General features: G+C 62.8%; 23 protein-coding genes. 12 read left to right on the top strand and 11 right to left on the bottom strand.

Annotation, left to right across the window (positions count from 1 at the left end; genetic code table 11):
* The first annotated feature begins 343 nt into the window (after positions 1-343).
* From Q0Y42_RS10745 to pth, 4 genes are all read left to right on the top strand, one after another.
* Entirely contained in the window at positions 344-1,276 is a 933-nt protein-coding gene (locus Q0Y42_RS10745) for a ribose-phosphate pyrophosphokinase (RefSeq protein ID WP_297803543.1), read from the top strand.
* 112 nt (positions 1,277-1,388) lie between these two features.
* The gene (locus Q0Y42_RS10740; protein WP_297803541.1) at positions 1,389-2,450 is read left to right on the top strand and encodes a hypothetical protein; all 1,062 of its coding nucleotides are present in this window, start codon (positions 1,389-1,391) and stop codon (positions 2,448-2,450) included.
* Between the two features lie 151 nt (positions 2,451-2,601).
* Positions 2,602-3,207: a 50S ribosomal protein L25/general stress protein Ctc gene (locus tag Q0Y42_RS10735; RefSeq protein WP_297803539.1), complete on the top strand. Its 606-nt coding sequence runs from the start codon at positions 2,602-2,604 to the stop codon at positions 3,205-3,207.
* An 88-nt stretch (positions 3,208-3,295) separates the two neighbouring features.
* A complete protein-coding gene (pth, locus tag Q0Y42_RS10730) occupies positions 3,296-3,901 on the top strand; it encodes an aminoacyl-tRNA hydrolase (RefSeq protein ID WP_297803537.1) in 606 nt (201 codons plus the stop codon).
* A gap of 3 nt (positions 3,902-3,904) precedes the next feature.
* Here the strand turns inward: pth and Q0Y42_RS10725 are convergent, their stop codons facing one another.
* Both Q0Y42_RS10725 and Q0Y42_RS10720 read right to left on the bottom strand, forming a co-directional pair.
* Positions 3,905-5,518 carry a hypothetical protein gene (locus tag Q0Y42_RS10725; protein WP_297803535.1) on the bottom strand — a complete coding sequence of 538 codons (1,614 nt, stop codon included), beginning with the start codon at positions 5,516-5,518 and terminating at the stop codon, positions 3,905-3,907.
* A gap of 53 nt (positions 5,519-5,571) precedes the next feature.
* Positions 5,572-6,945: a DUF4139 domain-containing protein gene (locus tag Q0Y42_RS10720; protein ID WP_297803533.1), complete on the bottom strand. Its 1,374-nt coding sequence runs from the start codon at positions 6,943-6,945 to the stop codon at positions 5,572-5,574.
* A 110-nt stretch (positions 6,946-7,055) separates the two neighbouring features.
* Between Q0Y42_RS10720 and Q0Y42_RS10715 the strand changes: the two genes are divergently transcribed.
* The 5 genes from Q0Y42_RS10715 (at position 7,056) to Q0Y42_RS10695 (ending at position 12,024) form a co-directional block, all read left to right on the top strand.
* Entirely contained in the window at positions 7,056-7,442 is a 387-nt protein-coding gene (locus Q0Y42_RS10715; protein WP_297803531.1) for a DUF2946 family protein, read from the top strand.
* 57 nt (positions 7,443-7,499) lie between these two features.
* Positions 7,500-8,879 (top strand): PepSY domain-containing protein, encoded by a 1,380-nt coding sequence (locus Q0Y42_RS10710; protein ID WP_297803529.1) that lies wholly within the window; start codon positions 7,500-7,502, stop codon positions 8,877-8,879.
* A 20-nt stretch (positions 8,880-8,899) separates the two neighbouring features.
* Positions 8,900-9,427: a copper chaperone PCu(A)C gene (locus Q0Y42_RS10705; protein ID WP_297803527.1), complete on the top strand. Its 528-nt coding sequence runs from the start codon at positions 8,900-8,902 to the stop codon at positions 9,425-9,427.
* Between the two features lie 115 nt (positions 9,428-9,542).
* On the top strand, positions 9,543-10,640 hold the full coding sequence (gene ychF, locus Q0Y42_RS10700; protein ID WP_297803525.1) for a redox-regulated ATPase YchF: 1,098 nt from the start codon (positions 9,543-9,545) through the stop codon (positions 10,638-10,640).
* Between the two features lie 106 nt (positions 10,641-10,746).
* Positions 10,747-12,024 carry an aminotransferase class I/II-fold pyridoxal phosphate-dependent enzyme gene (locus Q0Y42_RS10695; RefSeq protein WP_297803523.1) on the top strand — a complete coding sequence of 426 codons (1,278 nt, stop codon included), beginning with the start codon at positions 10,747-10,749 and terminating at the stop codon, positions 12,022-12,024.
* 68 nt (positions 12,025-12,092) lie between these two features.
* Here the strand turns inward: Q0Y42_RS10695 and Q0Y42_RS10690 are convergent, their stop codons facing one another.
* From Q0Y42_RS10690 to petA, 5 genes are all read right to left on the bottom strand, one after another.
* A complete protein-coding gene (locus Q0Y42_RS10690) occupies positions 12,093-13,682 on the bottom strand; it encodes a M28 family peptidase (protein WP_297803521.1) in 1,590 nt (529 codons plus the stop codon).
* Positions 13,683-13,803: 121 nt separating this feature from the next.
* Complete coding sequence (locus tag Q0Y42_RS10685; RefSeq protein WP_297803519.1) at positions 13,804-15,444, bottom strand: M28 family metallopeptidase; 1,641 nt, start codon at positions 15,442-15,444, stop codon at positions 13,804-13,806.
* Between the two features lie 120 nt (positions 15,445-15,564).
* Complete coding sequence (locus tag Q0Y42_RS10680) at positions 15,565-16,437, bottom strand: cytochrome c1 (RefSeq protein ID WP_297803517.1); 873 nt, start codon at positions 16,435-16,437, stop codon at positions 15,565-15,567.
* Positions 16,438-16,442: 5 nt separating this feature from the next.
* Positions 16,443-17,741 (bottom strand): cytochrome b/b6, encoded by a 1,299-nt coding sequence (locus Q0Y42_RS10675; RefSeq protein ID WP_297803515.1) that lies wholly within the window; start codon positions 17,739-17,741, stop codon positions 16,443-16,445.
* A gap of 17 nt (positions 17,742-17,758) precedes the next feature.
* Positions 17,759-18,322: a ubiquinol-cytochrome c reductase iron-sulfur subunit gene (petA, locus tag Q0Y42_RS10670; protein ID WP_297803512.1), complete on the bottom strand. Its 564-nt coding sequence runs from the start codon at positions 18,320-18,322 to the stop codon at positions 17,759-17,761.
* Positions 18,323-18,516: 194 nt separating this feature from the next.
* Between petA and Q0Y42_RS10665 the strand changes: the two genes are divergently transcribed.
* A complete protein-coding gene (locus Q0Y42_RS10665; RefSeq protein ID WP_297803510.1) occupies positions 18,517-18,975 on the top strand; it encodes a tRNA (cytidine(34)-2'-O)-methyltransferase in 459 nt (152 codons plus the stop codon).
* A 155-nt stretch (positions 18,976-19,130) separates the two neighbouring features.
* On the opposite strand, the gene Q0Y42_RS10660 is transcribed toward Q0Y42_RS10665, so the two are convergent.
* A complete protein-coding gene (locus tag Q0Y42_RS10660; RefSeq protein ID WP_297803508.1) occupies positions 19,131-20,405 on the bottom strand; it encodes a dipeptidase in 1,275 nt (424 codons plus the stop codon).
* A gap of 160 nt (positions 20,406-20,565) precedes the next feature.
* On the opposite strand from Q0Y42_RS10660, the gene hemF reads away from it, so the two are divergent.
* Positions 20,566-21,444: an oxygen-dependent coproporphyrinogen oxidase gene (hemF, locus tag Q0Y42_RS10655; RefSeq protein ID WP_297803506.1), complete on the top strand. Its 879-nt coding sequence runs from the start codon at positions 20,566-20,568 to the stop codon at positions 21,442-21,444.
* 146 nt (positions 21,445-21,590) lie between these two features.
* On the opposite strand, the gene Q0Y42_RS10650 is transcribed toward hemF, so the two are convergent.
* The 3 genes from Q0Y42_RS10650 to rlmJ all read right to left on the bottom strand — a co-directional run bounded on the left by Q0Y42_RS10650 (position 21,591) and on the right by rlmJ (position 25,920).
* Positions 21,591-24,113, bottom strand: coding sequence for an ATP-binding protein (locus Q0Y42_RS10650; protein WP_297803503.1), 2,523 nt, complete (start codon positions 24,111-24,113; stop codon positions 21,591-21,593).
* 139 nt (positions 24,114-24,252) lie between these two features.
* A complete protein-coding gene (locus Q0Y42_RS10645; RefSeq protein ID WP_297803501.1) occupies positions 24,253-24,987 on the bottom strand; it encodes a type 1 glutamine amidotransferase in 735 nt (244 codons plus the stop codon).
* Between the two features lie 114 nt (positions 24,988-25,101).
* Positions 25,102-25,920 (bottom strand): 23S rRNA (adenine(2030)-N(6))-methyltransferase RlmJ, encoded by an 819-nt coding sequence (gene rlmJ, locus Q0Y42_RS10640; protein WP_297803499.1) that lies wholly within the window; start codon positions 25,918-25,920, stop codon positions 25,102-25,104.
* 48 nt (positions 25,921-25,968) lie between these two features.
* Between rlmJ and Q0Y42_RS10635 the strand changes: the two genes are divergently transcribed.
* Positions 25,969-26,322: a hypothetical protein gene (locus tag Q0Y42_RS10635; RefSeq protein WP_297803497.1), complete on the top strand. Its 354-nt coding sequence runs from the start codon at positions 25,969-25,971 to the stop codon at positions 26,320-26,322.
* The last annotated feature ends 84 nt before the right edge of the window (positions 26,323-26,406 follow it).

The following is a 26,406-nucleotide window of genomic DNA, read 5'->3' as shown; positions in this document are numbered from 1 at the left end:
GACGCTCTTCATAGGCGAGTTGCTGGCGCTTCCCTGTGCCCGAACAGGCCGACAGGGTAAGCGCGGCCGCAGCCACACCCATCAGCATCATGCCAGAGCGGAAAAGACCGGAGCGAGACTGGGGAGCAAGCAAGAGCGACCTCGTTAATTTGGCAAACATATATCGCACGTTCTGCGAGACATGTCCTACCCGTCCTCTATAACAGCGCACAACGGGATGCCAATGCGTGGAAATCACCGAAACGCGGGTTGATGCAACTGTATTGTCAGCCTAGAGAGCGCACCAACAGTGACATAGGACCGGATTCTCTATGGTCCAAACGCGGCGAAAGGACGTCCAGCCATGAAGCTGCTGGCAGGCAATTCGAACCGAACTCTGGCCCAGGCGATTGCCGATCATCTGGACGCACCGTTGACCAAGGCAACCGTCAAGCGCTTTGCCGACAACGAGGTTTTCGCCGTCATTGAAGAGAACGTCCGCGGCGAGGACGTTTTCATCATCCAGTCCACCAGCTTCCCCGCCAACGACAACCTGATGGAAATGCTGATCATGGTGGACGCGCTGCGCCGTGCATCGGCCCGCCGCATCACCTGTGTCATGCCCTATTTCGGCTATGCACGTCAGGACCGTAAGACCGGCGGCCGCACGCCGATCTCGGCCAAGCTGGTCGCCAATATCATCGAGCGCTCCGGTGCCGACCGCGTCCTGACCATGGACCTGCACGCCGGCCAGATTCAGGGCTTCTTCGATATTCCGACCGACAATCTGGTTGCCATGCCGGTGCTGGCCCAGGATATCCGCGAAACCAAGAATCGCGATTCGGTCATCATCGTTTCGCCGGACGTCGGCGGCGTGGTTCGCGCCCGCTCGCTGGCCAAACGCCTCGACTGCGATCTTGCGATTGTTGACAAACGCCGCCCCGAACCGGGCAAGTCCGAGGTGATGAACATCATCGGTGACGTCTCGGGTCGCAGCTGCATCCTGTTCGACGACATCGTCGATTCGGGCGGCACGCTGGTCAACGCTGCCGAAGCCCTGATCGCACAGGGCGCGACCGACGTGTCGGCCTATATCAGCCACGGCGTCCTGTCTGGCCCCGCGGTCGAGCGCGTCCAGAACGGTCCGCTCAACGAATTGGTCATCACCAACTCCATCGAACAGCCTCAGGCCGTTTTGGACTGCAACAAGATTCGCAGTGTCAGCGTTGCACCTCTGATTGGTGAAGCGATCCGTCGCATTGCCAACGAAGAATCCGTTTCAAAACTCTTCGATTAAGGTTCGGCTAACCATTATCCCGCGTATTGGACGGCCTTAATCCCCCGTTAGGAGTCCGGACGGCCAACGCCGTCCCCTCCTGCTCGTCGAGAAGTACTAGGGAAGTCCGCTGATGCCCGTCCTGAAGCCGCGTCCGGCCCTGATTCAAACCCGTGCAGCCCGCCGAGGCCTTGCGATAGCCGCCATGGCTGCGGCCACTCTGGTGGCCAGCTGTACGACACCAGAACCGGAAGCTCCGCAGGCACCGCCGGCATCGCCGCCGCCGCCTATTGCCCTGAACCACAGCGTTGCAGAGGCCGCCTCGGTCTATGTGGCCTTCATCCGCGACCTGAACACGGTCAAGGCTGGCGGCTTCCAGAGCGCCGAAGAGATTCAAGCCGAACTGCGCAAGGGCTCGGCCTATGACGCCGCCCAGATGTCGCGCGGCATGATTGCCTATGGTGCCATTCTGGCCCTGCAGTCTCCGGAATATGTCGCTGGCGTCCGCCAGTTCGCCGCTGATCCGACCCAGCGCCAGCAGATGATCGCCCGCATCGTGGCCGATCCGGCCTATGCCGCCACCCTGCCCGGTGCCGATGCCGCCGTGGGCCTGATGGTCCAGACCTTGATTCGCGATATCGACGCCCTAACCATGATCGCCGACGGGGTCGAAGCCGACGCCTATACGATTCAGGGTCGTAGCGACCCGCGTCGCCGCTGGGCGACCCAGAACGTGGCCGACCGCAATGGCCGCCTCGAACTGGCCAAGTCCGCCGCCGTGCCGCGTCTGCCGTCCGCCGAAGAAAGCGCCCGCCTGTTTGCCGCCGCCCACAGCGGTAACGGCATCACCACCGAGCGAGCCGTTCGCGGTGCGCCCTATACGCCTGCGGTGGTGAACTCGCTGGCGATTGCTGCGCTGGCTGCCCTGGGTGCTGCGGGCGAGGATGCCCGCGCCAATACGGACGCCCTGACGACAGAATCAAACAACGAGTTCTGCCTGAACATGTCCAAGCTGATGCTCTATCAGTGCTTGGCAGCGGCGCGTCCGAACTATGAGGACATCTTCTGCACCGGTCGCCACATCGTGCGCGACATGGCACAGTGCACCGCACAGTTTGCGGGCCCCCGACCAACGTCGGTCCCGACCGTAACTGTGGTCCAACCGACCGATTCTCAGGCCCAACCGACCGGATAAACTGAGATTCTACGGGCAATCTGGGCAGGGGCGGTTGCGTAACCCCCCTGTTCCGTGTAATGGACCGCCCTCTTGAATTCGATGGGTTCATGACCCCGCCGCGCGGGCAACGGTTCAGCGCAGGCGTTTACTTGTATTGAAGGCGAGCCCGATGGCCGAGATCATTCTGAACGTTGACGTCCGCGAAGGCGTGGGCACCGGAAGCGCCCGTGCAGTGCGTCGCGCTGGTGCCGTTCCTGGTATCCTGTACGGTGGCGACAAAGCACCGGTTGCTATTTCCGTGAGCGAACGCGAATTCCGCAAGTCGCTCTACACCGGCAAACTCCTGGGCCACCTGGTGACCCTGAAGTATGGCGAAGAAACCCAACCGGTTATCGCCAAGACCGTTGACTTCGACCCGGTCACCGACCGTCCGATGCACTTCGACCTGATGCGCGTTGACGAAACCGCTCCGGTCAAGATTTCGCTGCCGGTCCAGTTCATCAACGGCGACGAAGCTCCGTTCGTCCGTCAAGGTGGCACCCTGGAAGTCGTCCGTCACGAAGTTGAAGTGATGGTGCGTCCGGACCAAATGCCGGAAGCCTTCATCGTTGATCTGTCGAAGGTCGAAATCGACACCAACATCCGTTTCTCGGACATCACCAACGCTGGTTCGGCTCAGCCGACCATCACCGACCGCGACTTCATGATCGCTTCGGTCAAGGCTTCGGCCGGTGGTGCTGAAGAAGAAGCTGCTTCGGAAGAAGCTGAAGCCTAATCGCTTCGCTCCGACGATAAGATTTGGCCCCGCTGTGGAAACGCAGCGGGGCTTTTCTTTGCCCCTCGTCCAAGGCTAGAGAAGCCCCATGATTATCATCGCAGGTCTGGGTAACCCCGGCGCAAAGTACGAAAAGAACCGCCACAACATCGGCTTTATGGCCGCTGACGAGATCGCGCGTCGTTGGAACTTCGGGCCGGAGAAGGCCAAGTTCCAGTCCAAGATCCAGGACGGCGAGATCGAGGGCGAAAAGATCCTGCTGATGAAGCCGCAGACCTATATGAACGAAAGCGGCCGCGCGATCGGCGAGGCTTCCCGCTTCTACAAGGTGCCTGTCGACAAGATCATCGTCTTCCACGACGAGATCGATCTGGCTCCCGGCCGCTTCCGCATGAAGAAGGGCGGCGGTGCAGCGGGCCAGAACGGTATCCGTTCGGCCATTGCCCATCTGGGTGCCGACTTCCGCCGCGCCCGCATGGGGGTCGGCCATCCCGGCGATCCCAAGCTGGTCCATTCCCATGTGCTGGGGGATTTCGCCAAGGCGGACCAGCCATGGCTGGATGCCTTGCTACAAGCCTGTGCCGATGCCCTACCCTTCGCCATCAAGGGCGATGACGAGCGTTATCAGGGCGAGGTCATGCGTCTGGCCCCTGCCCCGAAATTCAGCCCGCGCCAAGCCGCCAACGGCGGCTAAGCCCTATTCCGGAGCCTCATAGGACCAGCGGACATCGAATGTGCGCGTCTGTCCGGCAGCGAGCCGCGTGCGCCACACCCGCTGTCCGGTGTCCCGGTTGATCTGACTACGGATGCCCTCGCGCTCGATGCGGAAGCCCCGCGCGCCCGTATAGTCGCCAAACGGCATCTCGATCTCGACCTCGCGGTCCGAGCCGTTGGTCAGGGTGATCTGGTAGCTATCGACCTGACGACGCCGTGAGCCCTTGCCACGGTATTCGTCGCCCGTGACCAGCACCTTGCTCGTGACCAGCTCATTCTGCTGGAAGGCAAGGCGCAGCGGCAGGCCGACGGCGGTGTCCTGAATGGTGTCGCCACCGGCATAGGCGGTTGGCTGGTCATCGCTGGCGACATAGAAGGCCACGCTGCCCTGCGGCACAGGTAGGCCCAACCCCGAGGCCTCGTTGTTCTGGGCCCTCAGTTCCACCCTCGTCGGCTGCGGAGCCTCATCCTCGTTCGACGGCGCAAAGGCGGCCACCAACACCCGCTCGGTGGCGATATTGTCCTGAGCGAGGAACAGCACCTGTTTGGTCTGGCGCGCGGCAACCGTCGTCCGGTGCGGGATCACATAGGCCTTGTAGTCGCCTAAGTCCTCCTGCTGTGCCTTTACGCGGCTGCCCGTCACGACGACCTCGTCCATCAAGGCCCGCTCCATCGCCATGCGCGGCGCGGATGGCGAGGGCGGCGGCGGCGGAGGGGGCGGCGGCGGAGCGCCATAGCCGTACCCGCTCACCCAGCCTTCATGCGTCCGTTGTTGAGGCCAGCAGGTGGTATTGGCATAACGGGTCCGCACCTGAATCGGTCGCGTATCGGCATTGCGGGCCAGATCGCCGGCTACAACCACCACGGGCGCATCGGCAAAGCTGGTGCCACCGAAGTTTGCCAGCGTGATCCAGCCTTCGAGATTGATCGAACTTTCGTCCGCCGACACACGCGCTACATAGTCCGCCGACCACTGAAGCCCTGTTGCGAGATAGGCCAGCGTGATCTCATAGCGGCCCGCCTGCTCTGCCCGCGTCTTGATCGCCAGGGTCGGGGTCGCGCCCAGGCCTTCGGGCACGCGCTCGAAAACCAGACGCTCGGTCAGGCCAGAGCAGTCCAGCGCTTCGAACTGGCCATCGATCTCGACGACCGCCCCATTGCTTCCCGCCCTCAGAACGCCCGTCTGTTCGATGACATTGCCGTTCGAGGCATTGGTGCGGACGACCATCACTGTCTCTCCGACCGCCTTCTCCAACAGGTTCTTGGGAGAAATCAGGTCATAGTCGGCGTTCTGTTCCAGCAGGTTCGCGGGCAGGCCCTCGACGGTGGCGCTATGCGGCACGATTCCCGTCGCCAAGCCCTTGAAGCGGATCACCCCATCCCCTGCAGGAACGTCGATCACGCGCTTCTCGACGATCAGCGCCAGCCCTTCCTGATCCAGACGCGACCAGCTCTGGCGCGAACGCTGTAGCAGTTCGGTGGTGTTCACGGGTCGGTCGCGATAGACCACGACCGCAACGCTTTGAGGGGCCTCGGATACAGCTTCGGTGCGCTGGACAGCTATTTCTTGCGCGATTGCAGGCAAGGCTGGGGCCATCAACGGCCCCAAGGCCACCGCGCACGCCAGTACGGCGCACAACGGGCGCATGATCAGCCGCCCGTCGTGATGGTCGCCGTCAGGACCGTCTCGCCGTTGGCGGGCACCTGAACCTTCCACACGGCGGTATAGGCGTCGACCAGTTCACCCTCGATGCTCTGATCCGACAGTTCGGTATCACGCCCCGCCACGCGCTGGCGGACCTCGACGGTCTTGGCCTCGCCCGTCGCGTTACGCACGCGATATTCCATCTGATAGCGGGTGCGGTGACGGTCTGCGCGGCGGTTGGACACGCGCTCGGACGCGACCAGCCGCGGCTGGACCGTCACGTCAAACGCCTTGCCCGTCGAAATCACCAAGTCCGAGCCCGCGGGCGAGTGCTGGATACCGTCCTCGCCGATAAAGCGCGGCTCGCCCGTCGATCCGCGCACATAGACCCGCATCACGCCCGCTGGCAGGGCCGGCTCACTGCGGAAGACGATGCCAACATCGGCGGCCTGCGGGTCCTCAAAGGTGCCAAAGCCGCCCATCTGGAAGACATAGCGTTTGGTCGCCGGAACATTGCTGACATCCAGCAGGCCGACCTGTTTCGTCTGGTTGTTGGCGACCGTCACCCGTTCCGGCAGCAGATAGACATGGGCATCGCCCTCTGCGGCATTCATGCCCCGATTGGTGCCATTGCCACGCGAGCTGTTGCCCGACACGCTTCCGGCCACCACGCGGGTCACCGCATTGCTAAAGGTCGATCCCGACTGGTTGGTGATGGTCACCCACCCCGTCAGGTCCAGCTTGCCGCCAGCCTCGTCAAAGCGGGCAACATAGTCGGCCTTCCACTGAAGCCCCTGGGTCAGATAGTTCAGCGTCACGTCACGGCGCGGATTGCCCTGTGCATCCAGCGTGACACTCAAGGTCGGGCGCGGGCGAAGGTTCGGCGGTACCCCGTCGAAGATGACGCGGGTCGGCGCACCGTCATCGCGCAGCACTTCCACGCGGTTGCCGATCTGAAGAACAACGCCCTCATTGGCCGACAGAACCCGCGCCTGCTCGGTGGTCTGTGCACCGTTGCCGGGGTTGGTCCGCACCACGCCGATCTGTTGGCCAACGGCCCCCTCCATCAGCTTGCGCGGGGTCAGCAGGTCATAGTCAAAGTTCTGCTCCACCACGGACAGCCCCTGACCGGACAGGGTCACCGTTTCGGGGCGGATCGAGGCCGAGACGCCGGGGAACTCCTGACGGACGCGCCCCGGCTGAATGGTCAGGCTTCTGACATCCTCAACCAGCGCCAGATTGCTGTTGTAAATGGTCAGGGCCAAACGGTCCGGACCGCCCGCGCCTGTCTCGACCTGCTGCGCCATGGCAGAGCCGGTGACGGCGGCGCACAGCGCGGTGGTTACCAAAAGACACATTGAAACAGACAGTCGGCGCATGGGGGAAACTCCGGTTGCGTTCAACCGAACGCTGTCACACCAAACTTCTCCTGTCGAGATGGGACAGATTGCGCTGTTCCTTTATGGGAAGTGTTTTCGTAGAAGGCCGTGTGAACGAGTGTAAAGCGGACAACTGGTCGATTCAGCGCGCCTTCGCCTTGCTGGCGGCGGTGTTTGCGATCCTTGTCGGTTCACTGCTCCCCTATGCCGCCATGGCCGCGGTCCAACCCGGGCAGTCCATCGTCATCTGCTCCACCCAAGGGTTGCAGACCATCCACGTCGACGAGGACGGCATCCCGACGGACAAGGGTTCTGGGGCCAAATGTGCGGCCTGTATCCTGCCGCTGACGGCGACCCTGCCCGCACCCGCGCCATCTGTCCCTGCACCCGTCATCAGACTGACGGACAGCGATCCCTATACGCCCCTGCGCGTTGCGGCTCCGCCGCCATCACGCGCACCGCCGCGACCGCCATCCACCGCACCTCCGCACGCCTGAAATATCCCTCCGTGGCGCCGATCGCGCGCCTAAGCCCGAGATTTCAGGACCCTATCCATGTCTTCCATCCCTCCAGCGCAGGCCAAGCCTGTGCTGAACAGTGCCTATCGCACTGTCTGGCGCTGGCATTTCTATGCCGGTGTCCTCGTCATGCCCTTCCTGCTGCTGTTGTCGCTCACAGGGGGGCTGTATCTATTCAAGGACGAGATCGATCGTCTGGCTTATCGCCGGATGATGCTGGTCGCGGTCACGCCCGCACAGGTCACGCCCGACGCATGGCTGGCTACCGCCCGCGCGGCAACCGATGGCAAGCCCGCCAGCGTCCTCATCCCCGCCGCCCCAGATGAAGCCGTCCAAATCCGCATCGAGCAGCCGGATGGCCAGACGGCACGTGCCTTCATCAACCCCTATACCGCTGCACTGACGGGTATCGTCCCCGATCACGGACTGACCGAAACCATTAAGGACCTGCACTCCCTCAGCCTCGTCGGTGGCCCCGTGGGGGTGGCGTTCAATGTTGTCGTCGAGATCGTCGCGGGTTGGGCGATCATCCTGTGCGCCACGGGGCTCTATCTGTGGTGGCCCCGCAAACGTCAGGGCGCGGTATTTGTTCTGAGCGAGACAGACAGCCGTCGACGCCCTTTCTGGCGCGATATCCATGCCGTGGCGGGCTTCTATACCGCGGGCGTCATCATCTTTCTGGCGGTCACGGGGATGCCGTGGTCAGCTGTCTGGGGAGACCAGTTTATGGGCGTGATGCGTAAGACCGCGCTGGGCCGCCCGCCCGCGCCCGCTGCCGCCCAATGGACAGACACCACGCCCCACCACGGCCCGCACGATGTCGGCTGGACGATGGAGGGAACGAACCTGTCCCACCACCACGCGGCCGATGCCCCCCCGTCCTTGACCCGCGTGGTCCAGACCCTGACGGAACAGGACATGGCCCGTCCGGTCATGATCTCCATTCCGCAGCAAGCCGACCAAACGTGGACGGTGTCGACCCAGCCCGACCATGTCGAGGACACCCGTATCCTCTATGTCGATCCCGCCAGCGGCGCGGTGAAAGCCGACGTCCGCTATGGCGACTTTGGCCCGATGGCGAAGGCCATGGAATGGGGCATCATGGTGCACCAGGGCCAGCAATATGGCTGGCTGAACCGCCTCGTCATGCTGGGCGGATGTATCGGCGTCTGGCTGCTGGCGATCAGCGGCACTTTCATGTGGTGGAAACGCAGACCACCCCGCCTGTCGCCCTTTCGCAGCGGTGCGCCCAGCGCCCTGCCTCATAGCCAATCGGACGCGCGCTACCGCGTCGTTCTGGCTATCGTCACCCCACTGGCAATCCTCTATCCTGTGACCGGCGCAAGCCTGCTGGTCGCCCTGTTGGTCGATGCGCTCGTCTCCAGACGCATCGGTCGCAACCGCCCTGTTTTGTAAGCCCTGAAGGATCAAGGTTCATGAAGTTCAAGATCATCCTCGCGACGGCAGCCGCCCTGACCATGGCCGCGTGTGGCCAAAAAGAAGGGGCCGCCCCGACCGAAGCGCCCGCAGAGCCGACGGCCCCCGCAGCGGTTGACGCCCCCACCACCCCGACCACGGTCGCGGGCACCATCACGGTTGAGGACGCATGGTGCCGTCCGACTCCGAACGGGGCCAAGGCAGGCGGCTGCTATGTCATCTTGACCGCCTCGGAGAGCGACAGCCTCAAGGGCGTCCGCTTCGACGGAGCCGACATGGCGCAAGTCCATGAAATGAAGCACGAGGACGGCATGATGAAGATGGCCCACCTCGCCGACGGCCTGCCCCTGCCCAAGGGCCAGCGCACCGAGCTGAAGCCCCATGGCAACCACATCATGCTGATGGGTCTGAAGGCCCCGCTGGTCGCCGGACAGACCGCCAAGATCACCCTCGACTTCGACAAGGCCGAGGATGTGACCGTCGACTTCCAGATCCGCACCCCGCCCGTCGTCGGCGGCGAGGAATAATCCTTCAAAGGGCGGTCGAAAGACCGCCCTTTTCCGCTTATAGAGGCCCCAATATATCGCGCGGACTGACAAATCGGCTCGGAACGGCTAAAGGCACGCGCTCACGAGGAATACCATGGCCCTTAAAGTCGCGATCGTCGGCCTGCCCAACGTGGGCAAGTCCACCCTGTTCAACGCCCTGACCAAGACGGCAGCGGCGCAAGCTGCAAACTATCCGTTCTGCACCATCGAGCCGAACACCGGCGACGTGGCCGTGCCGGAACCCCGTCTGAACAAGCTGGCCGAAATCGCCGGCTCGAAGGAAATCATTCCGGCCCGCATCACCTTCGTGGACGTGGCCGGTCTGGTGCGCGGCGCATCCAAGGGCGAAGGTCTGGGCAACCAGTTCCTCGCCAACATCCGCGACTGCGACGCCATCGCCTTTGTCGCCCGCTGCTTCGTCGATGACGACATCACCCACGTCGAGAACCGCATCGACCCGATCTCGGACCTCGAAATCATCGAGACCGAACTGATGCTGGCCGACCTCGAGAGCCTGGAGCGCCGCCGCGTCCAGATCGAGAAGCGCGCCAAAGGTGGCGACAAGGAATCCCAGCTGAACCTCAAGCTGATCGACGCCGCTCTGGAACAACTGCGCGAAGGCAAGCCCGCGCGTCTGGCCGAAGTGTCCAAGGAGGACAAGAAGGCCTGGGACATGCTGCAACTGCTGACCGCCCTTCCGGCGCTGTACGTTGCCAACGTGGAAGAAGCCTCTGCAGACAAGGGCAACGACCTGTCCAAGCTGGTCGCCGAACGCGCCGCCAAGGACAACGCCAACTCGGTCGTCATCTCGGCCCAGATCGAATCCGAAATCGCCGTACTGGACGATGAGGAATCGGCCGAGTTCCTCGAGACCCTCGGCCTTGAAGAGCCGGGCCTGAACCGCCTGATCCGCGAAGCCTACAAGCTGCTGGGCCTGCAGACCTATTTCACCGTGGGTCCGAAGGAAGCGCGCGCATGGACCATTCCGGTCGGTGCCACTGCCCCGCAAGCCGCCGGTGTCATCCACACCGACTTCGAAAAGGGCTTCATCCGCGCCGAGACCATCGGCTTTGACGACTATGTCGCTTTAAAGGGTGAAACCGCCGCCAAGGAAGCCGGCAAGATGCGCGCCGAAGGCAAGCAGTACATCGTCAAGGACGGCGATGTGATGCACTTCCTATTCAACAACTAAGGTTCTGCGAACTTTAGTTTATCTGAACAACGAGCAAGACTTTCTACAGGGTCGCCCAACGGGCGGCCCTGTTAGTTTATGGGCCTAAACCAATGGGGAGGTCCTCTTGACCTTGAAGTTCGACACTCTGGCGATCCACGCCGGATATTCGCCCGATCCGACGACCAAGTCCGTCGCGGTGCCGATCTATCAAACCACCAGCTACGCCTTTGACGACACCCAGCACGGGGCCGACCTGTTCGACCTGAAGGTGGCGGGCAACATCTACACCCGCATCATGAACCCGACGTCGGATGTGCTGGAACAGCGCATCGCGGCGCTGGAGGGCGGCATCGCGGCCCTGACCGTGGCCTCCGGTCAGGCAGCCATCACTTATGCCATCCTGACCATCGCCGAGGCGGGCGACAACATCATCGCCATCAGCACCCTGTATGGCGGCACCTACAACCTGTTCGCCCACACCCTGCCCCAGTACGGCATCGAGGTGCGCTTCATCGATGCCGATGATCCCGCCGCCGTCGCTGCCAATACCGACGCACGCACCAAAGCCGTCTTCTGCGAGTCCATCGGCAATCCGCTGGGCAATGTGGTGGACTTCAAGGCGCTGGCCGATGCCGCGCATGCCGCGGGCCTGCCTCTGATCGTCGACAACACCGTGCCGACGCCATACCTGACCCGCCCCATCGAACATGGCGCGGACATCGTCATCCACTCCCTGACCAAATACATCGGCGGTCACGGCACCTCGATCGGCGGGGCCATCGTGGACAGCGGCAACTTCCCGTGGGCCGAGCACAAGGAACGCTTCCGTCGCCTGAATGAGCCGGAAATCAGCTATCACGGCGTGGTCTATACCGAGGCGCTGGGTCCGGCGGCCTTTATCGGGCGGGTGCGGACGGTCCTGCTGCGTAATACCGGCGCGGCCATCTCGCCGTTCAACAGCTTCCTGATCCTTCAGGGGCTGGAAACGCTGGCGCTTCGCATGGACCGCCACGTCGAGAACGCCACCGCCATCGCCTATTGGCTCAAGGTTCACCCCAAGGTGGAATGGGTGAACTATGCGGGCCTTTCGGACCACCCGTCCAACCCGCTGATCCAGAAGTATTTTGGCGGCAAGGCGTCGGGCCTGCTGACCTTTGGCGTCAAGGGTGGCCGCGAGGCCGGTGCCCGCTTCCAGGACGCGGTGAAACTGTTCACCCGTCTTGTGAACATCGGCGATGCCAAGTCGCTGGTCTGCCACCCCGCCTCGACCACCCACCGCCAGCTCTCCCCCGAAGAGCTGAAGCGTGCGGGCGTGACCGAGGACACGGTGCGCCTGTCTGTCGGTATCGAACATATCGACGACCTGATCGCCGATCTCGATCAGGCTCTGGCCGCCGTCTAAGCCCGCATCGCAGGCACGAAAAAGCCCTCCGCCAGTCCGGCGGAGGGCTTCTTTGTTTCAGGCCGTGATCAGCGGCGGTCGGCGCGGGCGGCGTCCGAGCGGGCGCGGACCTGTCCGAACTCCGACGTCGACTTCCATTCCGGCCAAACACGGCTGTCGGCCAGTTCGCGACCCAGTCGATAGATCAGGGTCAGATTTTCAACCGCAGAGGTGAAGTCGAGGTCCTCGGACCATTCATCCGACGGCTTGTGATAGACGCGGCCAAAGCGTGCGTGCCATGCGGCCTTGCCCGCTTCGATCCCGCCGTCGATCCAGTCCACACCATGCCACGGCATCAGGGCCGGAACCCCGGCACGGGCGAAGGGGAAGTGGTCCGAGCGGTAATAGAAGCCCTGCTCCGGCTGGCCATCATCGGACACATAGCGCCCCTCGGCCTTGGCCAGCACGTCCAGCATGTCTTCCAGCGTGTTCTGGCCATAGCCAAAGATGGGCACATCGCGGGTCGGGCCCGACAGCGGCAGCATGTCGATGTTGATATCTGCCACCGTGGTTTCCAGCGGATAGACCGGATTGGCCGTATAGGCATAGGTGCCCAGCAGGCCCATTTCCTCCGCCGTGGCGTGCAGGAAGATGACAGTCCGCTTGGACGGGCCATTATCGGCAAACTGTTTAGCCATCTCGACCACGCCGACGGTACCCGAGGCATTGTCCCACATGCCGTTGAAGATGTTGTCTTCGCCGACTGCGTGATCGCTATCGACGCCCACGTGGTCCCAGTGGGCGCTGAAGATCACCGTCTCGTCCGGAAACTCGGTGCCGGTCAGGCGCGCGATCAGGTTATACGTCGTCAGGGTCGACACCTCTTCACGGATGGTGGTCGAGAGCGTCACACCCAGATCGCGCACGGTCGCGGCGGCATCGTCCAGATGCTCCAGATCGTCGGCAGAGATACCCCACCCCTGCGCCAGTTCCGGCGTCATCCAGCCGCGCACCGCCAGTTCCGGCGTACCGGGGCTGAGACGGATGGTGCGCTGACGCCCGCCGAGCGAGCGCTCGGCATTGGTCTTGGCGATGATGATCAGGCCCTTGGCCCCACGGCGGAAGGCTTCGTCCGCCTTGTAGTCGTCCTGCGCGAAGAAGGTGCGGTAGGGCGAGCCGAACGACGGCGAGCCATTGACCACGACCACAATCTTTCCCGTCAGATCGGCATCGCCATAGTCGTCCCAGCCGCGTTCAGGGGCCGAAATGCCATAGCCCGCGAACACCAACGGCAGGTTATCGACATCCGCCGTACCGGCCTCGTTCATAGCGCGCAGGACCAGCCCATCGGCAGTGCCGACCGTGATCGCATCCGCGCCGCCGATACGAACCAAAGCGGTGTTCTGGCTGTTGGCGCTCAGGGTCTGGAGGTCCACGCGCTGCAGCCACTGGCCGTCCGGTGCCCCCGGTTCCAGCCCCATGGCTTCATACTGGGCCTGTAGCCACTCCAGCGTCTTGCGCTCGCCCTCGGTGCCGGGATAGCGGCCCTCGAAGTCATCCGCGCTGATGGTCCGGATGTTCTGGGACAAGACGTCAGCAGAGAAGTTTTGCGCCCATGAAGGGGCAGCAAAAACGATCAATGCAGCGGCAGCGACGCTACGAAGCAAAAATTTGGACATCCGAACTCCTCGCCGCAATCAATCATCGGCGACTAAACAATAACGGCAACCCGCTCGGAGTTGCCGTTACAAATAGTTTAGCCAAGGCTGCCGCCGGGGCAGCAGCCCTGACGTCTACCCCTTACTGGCGCTTGTCAGCCGATTGGTTGCGCACGGTCGAAAACTCCGACGTCGGGCTCCATTCCACCCAGTCGCGGGAGTTGGCCAGCGCCTTGCCGACCTCGTAAACGACCTCCATGTCCTGCGCCATGCCGCGCAGGTCCCAGTCGGCGCTCCATTCGTCTGCCACCTGATGGTAGCCGATGCGGCTGTATTCCGCTGCCGCGGCCACGCGCGGTTCGATCGGGGCGTCCACATAGTCGCCCGCCGAGTTCACATAGGCCATCGGCACGCCACGGCGCACCAACGGGAAGTGGTCCGAACGGAAGTAGATACCGGCGGCGGCACCGGCATCCGGCACAATGCCACGGCCCTGTGCGGTTGCCACCTGGGTCAGGCGCTCATCCAATTGCGAATGGCCAAAGCCGGTGATGTTCAGCTTGTCCTTGCGGCCATAGACGTTGGCGGCGTCGATGTTAAAGCCCGCGACCGTGGTTTCCAGCGGATAGAGCGGATTGGCGGCATAGTATTCCGAACCCAGCAGGCCCGATTCCTCACCCGTAAACGCCACCATGACGATGGAGCGTTGCGGCTTCGGCCCTTGGCCATACAAACGGGCCAGCTCGATCAGTGCTGCCGTGCCCGAAGCGTTGTCCACGGCACCGTTGAAGATACGGTCGCCATCGACGCCCTCGTCTGCGGCCACGCCGATGTGGTCCCAGTGACCGCCGTACAGGATGGTCTCATCCGGATGGGTCGAGCCTTCCAGACGGGCCACGATATTGTGGGTGACGATCTGTTCCGACGCGACATCGAAGCTGATGTCCATGGTGGCCTTCAGATCTACGGGCTGGAAGTCGGCGCTGCGGGCCAGACGCTTCTGCTCTTCGAAGTCCACACCCGCGGCGGCGAAGATCTGCTCGGCGGTTTCGCGCTGGATCCATGCCTCGACCGGCACGCGCTCGGCAGCGGGATTTTCACGCACGATATCGAACTGTGGCACCGACCATGAGTTCACGACCGTCGCCCAGCCATAGGCGGCAGGGGCCGTCTCGTGGACGATCAGCACGCCGGCCGCGCCCTGACGGGCGGCTTCCTCATATTTGTAGGTCCAGCGGCCATAGTAGGTCATGGCCTTGCCGCCAAAGGTGTTCAGCTCCGGCTCCTCGAAGTCCGGATCATTGACCAGCACGACGATGATCTTGCCGCGCACATCGACCTTGAAGTCGTTCCAGTTGCGCTCCGGCGCGTTGACGCCATAGCCAACGAACACCAGCGGCACATCCTTCAGGTCAACGCCATTGCTCGGCAGGCGCGAGCTGATGGTCACCTCGCTGCCCTGCGTCAGGGCCGTGGTCGTGCCGCCCTGCTTCAGCGCGGCCTGCACATTCGACGATGCGATGCGGTTCAGGGTCACGGCCTGCGTCCAGCCGCCGTTCTCGCCACCGGGCGCAAAGCCGGCAGAGGCGAAACGCTCGGACACGAAATCGATGACCTTTTGTTCGGCAGGCGTCGCGATACCGCGGCCCTCGAAGCTGTCATCCGACAGGATGCGGATGTCCTCGGAAATCCGGTTCGTGTCGAAAGCAGACTGGGCAGCAGCCGCCCCTGACATAAGAGCCGTGGTCAAAGCCAAAGTCGCAACGGTCGTGAACAGGCGCATATGCCCTAGCCTCCACTGGTACAGGAAGCGGCTAGGTTAGGGGCAGTTCTCCCACAGGGCAAAGAAAAACCCCGCTGGTTTGCGAACCAACGGGGCTGATCTTTTCAGGATGTGCGGGGCTTAGTGAGCCACGCCCTTCCAGATGCGACGGTACGAAGCATAGGTGATACCGGCGAAGAGGATCAGGAAGATCATCACGCCGAAACCGGTTTGCTTGCGTTCCACCATCTTGGGCTCCGATGCCCACATGATGAAGGCCGCAACGTCCTTCGACATCTGGTCGACGGTGGCCTCGGTGCCATCGTCATAGGTCACCTGACCGGCTTGCAGCGGAGCCGGCATGGCGATGAAGCCGCCCGGAGGTGCATGGCCTTCGCCTTCCCAGAACGGGGTCAGGTCGCCAGCCATGTACGGGTTGTAGTTCTGACCCGGAGCCATCTTCAGACCCTTGGGCGGAGCCACATAACCCGACAGCAGCGAGTAGATGTAGTTGGCGCCGTCGTGACGGGCCTTGGCCATCACCGACAGATCGGGCGGAGCCGCACCACCGTTGGCCGCAGCCGCCGCCGTGGCGTTCGGATACGGGTTCGGGAAGCGGTCGGCCGTGGTGGCGTCGCGCATGATGGCTTCGCCGGTCTCGGAGTCAATGTCGGCGACCTGAATTTCCTTGGCCAGAGCCTTCACGACAGGGTTGTCGTTCGGGTTCGGGTATTTCGGATTCCAGAACGGGCCGTGCTTGTCGCCCAGGTTACGGAAGTGGAGCATGTCCATGCCGTGGCAGGACGCGCAGACTTCGCGATAAACCTTGTAGCCGCGTTGCAGCTGACCTTGGTCAAAGGTGCCGAACGGGCCGTTGAAGCTGAAGCCACCATCGCGCGGGTGCTTGGCACCACCGGCGGCCAGCGCCGGCGATGCCACAGCCACGATACCCGCAGCCGCAATGGCCGAGACGAGGATCTTACGGAAAGACACGATCTTATTCTCTTTGCTCATCGGGCTCAGGCCTTCTCAGCTTCGGTCGTCGGGAGCACAGGCTCCGAAATCGTCGCCGGAATCGGCAGCGGCTTCTCCTTCAGGCCCACGAAGAACATGATCGGGCCGAGGAAGGCGAAGTAGTAGAGCGTGAACAGACGGGTCAGCCACAGGTAGGAGTTCAGCTTGCCGTCGAACAGGGTGAAGCTCGGCATGCCCGGGATCACCGGAGCGTCAGGCAGCTGAGCACCGCACCAGCCCAGACCGAAGCAGACGAACAGGAAGATCACGAAGAAGATCTTCATGGTCGGACGGTAGCGCATCGAGCGCACCGACGAGCGGTCGATCCACGGCAGGACGAACAGGATGCCGATAGCTGCGAACATCGCAACCACGCCACCGAACTTGTCCGGAACAGCGCGCAGGATGGCGTAGAACGGCAGCATGTACCACTCCGGCACGATGTGGGCCGGGGTCTGCAGCGGGTTGGCCGGAATGTAGTTGTCGGCGTGGCCCAGGGCGTTCGGGTTGTAGAACACGAACACGGCAAACAGGATCAGGAACAGGATGATCGCGAAACCGTCCTTGACCGTGAAGTACGGGTGGAACGGCAGGGTGTCTTTCTTCTCGCGGTCCTTCGGGATCAGGATGCCGACCGGGTTGTTCTGACCGGCAGCGTGCAGGGCCCACAGGTGCAGCACGACGCAGCCGGCGATAACGAACGGCAGCAGGTAGTGCAGCGAGAAGAAGCGGTTCAGGGTCGCGTTATCGATCGCCGGACCACCGCGCAGCCAGATCAGGATCGGCTCGCCGATGACCGGAATGGCACCGATCAGGTTGGTGATAACCTCAGCACCCCAGAACGACATCTGGCCCCACGGCAGCACGTAGCCGAGGAAGGCGGTGGCGATCATCAGGAAGAAGATCACGCAGCCAATGATCCAGATCATTTCGCGCGGTGCCTTGTACGAGCCATAGTACAGGCCACGCAGCATGTGCAGGTAAACCGCGATGAAGAACATCGAAGCGCCGTTGGCATGGATGTAACGGATCATCCAGCCGCCCGGAACGTCGCGCATGATGCGCTCGACCGAGGCGAAGGCTAGGTCGATGTGCGGGGTGTAGTGCATCACCAGAACGATACCGGTGATGATCTGGGTCATCAGGCAGATGGCCAGAATGCCGCCGAAGGTCCACCAGTAGTTGAGGTTACGTGGGGTCGGCAGATTGGCGTAGTCCATGCCAAAGCGGACGATCGGCAGGCGGGTATCCAGCCACTGCTCGATCTTCGTCTTGGGGACGTAAGTGGATTCGTGATTGCTCATGGGTCCTGTCTCAGTCCTCAGCCGATCTTCACGCGGGAATCGGACAGATATTCGTAGTTCGGCACGACGAGGTTGAGCGGTGCCGGACCCTTACGGATACGACCCGAGGCATCGTAGTGCGAGCCGTGGCACGGGCAGAACCAGCCACCGTAGTCACCAGCGTTGAAGGTCGGCACGCAACCCAGGTGGGTACAGGAGCCAACGACCACCAGATACTTCTCGTGGCCTTCCTTGGTACGCTCGGCATCGGTCTGCGGCGGGGAGCCGACGGCACCCTCGGCCTTGACCTTTTCCAGCTCGGCCGGGGTGCGGTAACGCACGAACACCGGCTTGCCTTGCCATTTGATGACCACTTGCTGGCCTTCCTGCACCTTGGACAGATCGAATTCGATCGATGCCAAAGCCAGGGTGTCAGCCGCCGGGCTCATCTGGTTGATAAGCGGCCAGGCGATCATCACGCCTGCGCCCGCTGCGGCAGCGCCGGCAGCGATATGGATGAAGTCACGGCGCGTGGCTTCGCCACCACCGTTCTGGCCTTCTGGGCCCTCAGGATTCACGACCGATTCGGCCACGCGTCTCACCTCTGCAATCCGATCAGCCCCCCGCATTGCTGCGAGGCGTGCAGTCGGCATGAACCGTCACTAGCGGAAGAACACAGCTTTGCCATCATGACTTCGATTAGACCACCCCAAGACAAGCTGTAGATACAACTTGAGAAGCAGTCGCAACAAAAGACACGACAAGACCCTCTCCCGCGCGTATTGTGGCCTCTAGAATGCGTCTCGCCCTTTTTCAACCAGATATCCCGCAGAATGTGGGGGCATGTATCCGTCTCAGCGCCTGTTTCGGCGTCGAATTGCACGTGATCGAGCCCACCGGACTCACCTTTGACGACCGTGCCATGAAGCGTGCCGCTCTGGACTACGGCCCCCTCTCCCACATGATCCGTCATGCCAGCTGGGACGATTTCCTGCGCGACAAGCCGCCGGGCCGTCTGCTGTTGATGACGACCAAGGGGGCCACATCGATGGCCGAATTTTCCTTTCAGGACGATGATATCCTATTGTTCGGCAAGGAAAGTGCGGGGGCACCGGACTATGTCCACGCCGCCGCCGACGAGCGGATCATCATCCCGCTCCAGCCCAATGCCCGCTCGCTGAACCTGTCGGTCACCGCAGGCATCACCCTCTGGGAAGGGCTTCACCAGACCGGTCATTTCAACCCCGCCAAATAAGAAAAGGGAGCCTGAAAACAGGCTCCCTTTTTTGTGGTTCGCGACCGAACAAAAAATCATTATCCGGCAGTCGGGATATCAGTCAGCGCGGATATCCCGTCAGATCCAGCATCATCGAACGACAGATTCGATCCGGTCCTTGTCCCCTCGACCCATCACTCGCGCGGCAGGCGCGACAGGTTCGGACGCTCGTTCTGCTTGCGGGCGGCGACGGCTTCAACCTGACGCATCACGCGCAGCATGTTCTCGCCCGACAGCTTGCGGATGTCGGAATCGGTCCAGCCGTTCTGGATCAGACGGGCCATAATGCGCGGATAGGCATCCACCGCCTCAACACCGACCGGCAGGCTGTCCACGCCGTCAAAGTCACCACCCAGACCGATATGGTCGATGCCAGCCTTGTCGCGGACATACTGGATGTGGGCGACCACATCATCGATGGTTGCGCGCGGGGTCGGATTGGCCGCAACCCACTGTTCCAGCTCGCGCTTCACGCGATCCGGATCACCCGGATGCAGGCTGTTCAGGCGGGCCTGTTCGGCGGCGCGGTTCGCCCCCCATGCGCGGACCTGTTCACTGATGAAGCCCGGCACGAAGGTCACCATGACGATACCGCCATTGTCCTTCATCGCAGCCAGCACATCGTCCGGCACATTGCGCGGGTGCGCCGTAACGCCCAGCGCCGAGGAGTGCGAGAAGATGACCGGCGCTTCGGTGACACGCAGGGCATCGCGCATGGTCTCGGCCGAGGTGTGGCTCAGGTCCACCATCATGCCGATGCGGTTCATTTCCTTGACGACTTCCTCGCCAAAGGCGTTCAGGCCACCCCACTTCGGCGCATCCGTACCCGCATCGGCCCAGTTGGTCGATTTGGAGTGGGTCAGCGTCATATAGAGTGCGCCCGCACGGCGGAACTCGCGCAGCAGGCCAAGGGAATCGTCGATCGAATAGCCGCCTTCCATACCGATCAGGCTGGCGATCTTGCCCTGGCGGTGGATGCGGACGATGTCGTCGGCAGTCGTCGCGATCTCGAACGTCTGCGGATAGCCCGAGACGATGCGCTTGACGGTATCGACCTGCTCGAAGGTCGCCTTGGCCGCCTCAAGCTGGCTCATGTTCGCCGAGACATAGACCGACCAGAACTGGGCACCGACGCCGCCTTCGCGCAGGCGCGGGATGTCGGTGTGCAGACGGGTGCTCATCGACAGGTCGGTCGTCAGGTCCACGCCATGCACATCATTGCCGAACCCCTGACGGAAGGCCCACGGCAGGTCGTTGTGGCCGTCGATCAGCGGCGTGCGACGCAGAATCTGGCGGACATGGGCCTCGGTGGCCGCATTATCTCCAGCTGCGGCCGTCTGGGCCTGAGCTGCCACGGCAGGCAGCAGAGCGGTTGCCGCCACAGCGACCATCAAAAGTTTGCGCATCATGGGTATCCCCCTCCATAAAAATCACTGCAGCGCACGCTTGCACAGCAAAGCCCGCGTGGGAACCGTGTCTGATCCAGATCAAGGCCAAATCTGTCGATCTACGTCATCTGGCGATCATCCTCGGACTGTTCACCGAGCCTGCATCGTGGTTGAAGCCCTCATGACCGAAATTACTCCCGAGCTGATGAACGAGCGTCGCGAACGCGCCCGCGTCTGGTTTGAGACCCTACGCGACCAAATCCACGCCGGTTTCGAAGCGCTGGAAGACGCCGCCCCTGCGGAACTGTACGGCGACAAGGCTGGCCGTTTTGTCCGCACCCCGTGGGACCGCCCCGCTGGCGGCGGTGGCGTCATGGGCATGATGTCGGGCCGTCTGTTCGAAAAGGTCGGCGTCCACTGCTCGACCGTGTTCGGCGAGTTTCCGGCCGACTATGCCAAGAACGTGCCCGGTGCCGCCGAGGACCCGCGCTTCTTCGCCACCGGCATCAGCCTGATCTGCCATCCGGTGAATCCGAACGTTCCGGCGGTTCACATGAACACCCGCTTCATCGCCACCACCGAAAGCTGGTTCGGCGGCGGCGGCGACCTGACACCGGTCCTTAACGCCGACCGTCGTGACGACCATCCCGACACGATCGCCTTCCATGCGGCCATGAAGGACGCCTGCGACAAATACGATCCGGAATACTATCCCAAGTACAAGAAGTGGTGCGACGAGTACTTCTTCCTGCCCCACCGCAACGAACCGCGCGGCACGGGCGGCATCTTCTACGACCACCACAACACCGGTGATTTCGAGAAGGACTTCGCCTTCACCCAGGATGTCGGCAAGAACTTCCTGAAGGCCTACACCGACATCGTCGCTGGCCGCATGAACGAGCCGTGGACCGAGGAACAGCGCGAAGAACAGCTGGTCCGCCGTGGCCGCTATGTCGAGTTCAACCTGCTGTACGACCGCGGCACCATGTTCGGCCTCAAGACCGGCGGGAATACGGAGTCGATCCTGTCCTCGATGCCACCCGTGGTGAAGTGGCCGTAAGGCCACGGAACCACAAAGCCGGAATGCGTGTGAAGTGGCCGTAAGGCCACGGAGCCACAAAGCCAGAATGTTGGTAAAGTAGCCGTAAGGAACGCTCCAAAAAGATAAAAGACCCGCCGGTTTCGATCGGCGGGTCTTTTTATGTCCTACACCGGGGCGTCGGCCATGGCGGTATTGATACAGTCCATCAGCGATTTCACCGTCAGTGGCTTGGTCAGGTGGGCGTCGGCCCCCGCCTCCAAACTGGCGTCGATATGCTCCTGCATGGCGTTGGCCGTCAGCATGATGACCGGTGCGCGCACACGGCCATCGCGCTTTTCGATCTCGCGCAATTTGCGGGTGGCGGTCAGACCATCCATCTCCGGCATCTGCATATCCATCAGCACCAGATCGAAGTAGTCCCGCTCGAACGCTGCCACAGCCGCACGGCCGTCCACCACACTGACCAGTTCGACGTCCAGCGGAGCCAGCAACACCTCGACCACCTTGCGATTGGCGGCGTGATCATCGGCCAATAGCACCTTCAGACCCAGACTCTTGCCCGTCTCGATGGAGTGCAACTCCATCACATCGGGTCGGTCCCCATTCACCTCGTCCTTGGCCGGTACCAAGGGCAGGTCCAGCTCGAACCAGAATTTCGCGCCCTCGCCCGGCACGCTGGAACAGTCCATCCGACCGCCCATCAGGCCGATCAGTTCCTGTGAGATGTTCAGGCCCAGACCCGAGCCGCCATAGCGACGGGTGATGGATTCATCGGCCTGCTGGAAGCGGTCGAAAATCCGCTGGCGGCCCCGCTCGTCAAAGCCGACGCCCGTATCGCTCACGGTGAAACAGACCCGGTCGCCCTGCACCAGCTGTGCGCTGATCGTGACCTGACCTTCCTCGGTGAATTTCAGCGCATTGGATACGAGGTTGTTCAGCACCTGACGCAGACGCACCACATCGCCGACGACCGTGCGGTCGGTTCCCTCGCCGCACTCCAGCTGGATCGGCACGCCCTTGGCTTCGGCCCTTGCCGCCCACAGGGCAACCACCCCGTTCAGCATAGCGTGCATATCAAAGGGTGCGGCCTCAAGGCTCAGCTCGCCGGACTCGATCCGCGCACTGTCCAGAATATCGCTCAGCAGGCGCTCGAGAGTAGAGGCCGAGTTGCGGATAATATCGACCAGTTCGTGGTCCTTCTTCGCCAGCTTGCGCTGGGCCAAGGCATCCGCCATCGCGATCACACCATTCAGCGGTGTGCGGATTTCGTGGCTCATATTGGCGAGGAAGTGAGTCTTGGCCGTGCTGGCCTGTTCGGCGCGGCGGCGGGCGCGCTTCAGTTCACGTGACTGGATCCACAGCCAGATCAGGGTGATCGTGCCGATGGCGAGGAAGAAGAGCGTCACGCCCACAATCCAGCCCTGCGCACGAATGACCGCCGACTGTAGCCGCACATTGGCCTGCTGGATGGTCAGCTGCTGGCGACGCTGGGTCAGCTGGCTCTGCATATCCTGTGTGACCTGATGGACCCCCTCGCCATAGGCACGGGCCTCATTGGCCAGTTCGCGGGCTACAAAGACCCGCATCAGGCGCATCGCGTCCTCGGTACGACCCGTCGCGAAATATAGCTCGGCCTGCGCCCGCAGCCCGATATTGTGCAGATAGGTCCCCGGTTGCGCGGTATTCAGATCCTGCCACCGTTTGAGCAGGGTGGCCGCCTCGGCCGTACGCCCCAGACGCGACAAGGCGATGACTTTGAGCGGCCAGACCCTCAGGCGAAGATAGGAATCGTCTTCCAGCAACCGCTCGTGGTCGGCCAGACAGCGCACCACGCGTGGCATGTCGTCGGACAGGTTCGCCACCCGCGCGCACATCAAGGCGTTATAGGCCAGAAGACCCTTGAGATCGGTGCGGCGCGACAGGCGGTCATGCACGGCGAAATACCGCTCGGCGCTTTCGATATCGCCGACCTGCACCGCCATGGTGACAAGGTTATAGAGGCTGTCGAAGTCCGGACGGGGCCAATCCTCGTGACCGTATTCCAGTTCGTATCGGGTAAAGGCCTCGGTCGCGCCCTTCATGTCGTGAAGGTCCATCAGGCCGATCCCGATCATCTCCCACACCCCTGCATGGGCATGGACCGCGTCGGGGTCGCCCTCGGGGATCTGGGCCTGAACCTCGGACAGGATCTTCAGTCCCTCGCCGATATGCAGCGCGTCAAACTGGGTCGAGGCGTAATAGCGGGCCGCCGTGACCTTTACATACCAGTCGCCGGTCTCCTCCATGATGCGGCGCATCTTGGCAGGCTGACCATCCTCGCCCGCATCATAGGCCATCATGAAGTCATTCAGTCGGGCCACCTGAATGAAGCGGCGATTGCCCATCTTGCGGGCATTCTCGGCCAGCAGGGCGTTCCAACGCTTGGCCCGCTCGGACTCGCCCTGGTTCAGATAGATGGTGAAGGTGTGATGCAGCTTGCGCAGCCCGATACCGTCCATCTGCTGGCGCGCCGCCTCACCAAAGGCGTCCAGATCGGCAAAACTGGTCGAAGCGGCCCGCCTTTCCAGCACCCGCAGCAGATGTTCCGTCCGGTCACCCGCCGTGGCCAAGGGCTTGCTGACCACGGTCACATCCGCCATGGCCGGTGCCGCAGCACCCAGCAAGCAAGACAGGGTGACGGCAGCCATCGACCGGCAGACCCGATGGCCTACCGGCTTAAACACCGTCTCTAATGCGAAGATACTCAAGCCCGCCCCCGACGATCGCGCTAACCTTTGCCGCGTCGGCTACCCTTATGGGCCAATCTGGTTTCCCAAGCCTTAGCGGTTAGATGCCCGAGCCGTAATATTCGACCGGCGGTGGTGTCAGCAACAGATAGGCCCGCACCCATGCCGTCAGCACGGCGCGGTCATTGGGGCGTTTCAGGCTTTCCAGCGCCTCGTCCACCAATTCGTCGGCGATGCGCGTGCCGCGCCGCAACTCGGTCAGGGCCGCGGCATAGGCGGGCTGGAACTCGGGGTGGCACTGGAAGCTGATGGCGTCGTCATCGCCATAGGCGAGACCCGCAAAAGGCGTAAAGTCGCAACGGGCAACCACGCGGGCGTCATCGGGAATAGCGACCACCTGATCCTGATGCGAGACGGGAATGGCGATGCTGTCGGAACGCGGGTGCATCCAGTCCTCGCGGGTCAGCACATCATAGCGATGCAGTCCCACGCCCCATCCCTTGTCGGATTTTTCGACCCGCCCGCCAAAGGCGTGGGCGATCACCTGATGCCCGAAGCAGATGCCCAAGAGGCGCGTCTTTCCCCGCGCGGCCCGCAGCCAGTCCACCAGCAGCGGAATCCAGAAATGGTCCTCATAGACCCCCGCCGCCGATCCGGTGACGATGCAGCCCGCGTAGTCCGACGGATTGTCCGGCAGATGCCCCTGCTGCACGTCGAAACGCACCGTCTTGGCGTCCTCGCCCAGAAGGGCGCGGAAGCGGGCCGGATAGTCATCAAAACTGTCGCGCAGGGCTTCGGGCGGATAACCCGTCTCTAGGATGGCGATAGGCTTCATCGGCGGCTTCGTCTGGTACGCACTGGAGCCGCTGACACTGACTGTCCGACAGGCGGTTGGCAATGGGCCAAACCCGCAGGAAAGCTGTCACCTTCGTCAGAAATCCTAAAGCCTTTACAGGCTCCAGATCTCGGCCTTGGCCTTTTCCTCGCCCAGGCTGGCCGCCACCCATTCACAGATTTCGCGTGCGGCGGCGTCGGTACCGTCCGGCGCATTCACCACCGTCATGGTGCAGCCGTTCATCTTCATCGGGTTGGTCAGCGGGCGCAGACGCGCCTCGGCCACCACCACCTTGGGGGCCTTGGCCTCCTCCAGACGGCGGATGAAGCCATCAAAGGTTTCCATGTCCTTCAGCGGGGTCCAGATGGCCACCACGGCCTTGGGATCGCGCTTGACGATGCGGGCGGCGGTTTCGGCCGAGCGGATATAGTCATCGCCGCGCTCGAACGGCGCGTCGATCAGGATCAGCGGCCCCTGAACCTTCAGAGAGGCCACCGTCGCCATGTCATAGCCGTCGCCTTCGAACCCATGGGCGTTCGGATATTTCGCCAGCGCCTCGTCTAGCAAGGGTTTGACCTGCGGGTTCAGCTCGAATCCGCGATAGGTCCCGCCCTTTTCCAGCGCCCGCGCGATCAGCAGCGGCGAGCCGGGATAGTAACGCACTCCACCCTGCGGATTGAAGGCGGCGACCTCGGCGGCCAGCGCCTCGATCAGCGGCGGACGGTTGGCCGCGTCCATCAGGCGCGCAACGCCCGCCTCGGCTTCCTTGGATCGAACCGCATCGCCCGACAGATCGTACAGGCCTGCCCCCGCATGGGTATCCAGCACATGCAGCGGGCCCTTGGCCTGCATCTGTTTCACCAGCCACAGCACCAGCGCGTGTTTGACAAGGTCGGCGAAATTTCCGGCGTGGAAGCTGTGACGATAGTTCATAAAGGCGCTCGTCTCCCGACGCGGGGCCAAGGTCAAGGAAAACCGTCGATGTTCATCGATCACCCCTCCATCACCGACGAGGAACGCACCCCGCCCGACGCGGTGGTCGAGGCCGCCAAATACGGGCTGGAGCTACGCCGCCAGTACGGGCGCGGCGGGACCGAGGTGGGACTGGAGCGCGCCCGTCGCCTGATCGCGGGCGAGATCGTCAGCGACCGCGACATCAAGGTCATGAACGCCTGGTTCGCCCGCCACGCCGTCGACAAACGCGGCAAGTTCTGGGGCCACCCGACCAAGCCCTCAGCGGGCTATATCGCGTGGCACCTCTGGGGCGGCGATGCGGGTCAGGAGTGGGCAAAGCGGTTGCGCGAACGCTTGAAAGCTGTTGATCTCAGGCATTAGGAACCAGATGGAGGCATAATGGGACCTCGTTGCCCCCACTGTCGCGCACGAATTCCTTTCCTGAAAACTCAGTGGTCTCTTGGC

Source organism: uncultured Brevundimonas sp., from assembly GCF_947305955.1.
Classification (GTDB): domain Bacteria; phylum Pseudomonadota; class Alphaproteobacteria; order Caulobacterales; family Caulobacteraceae; genus Brevundimonas.
The sequence above is the reverse complement of the archived record's forward strand: the minus strand, read 5'-3'. Positions and strand labels throughout refer to the sequence as shown.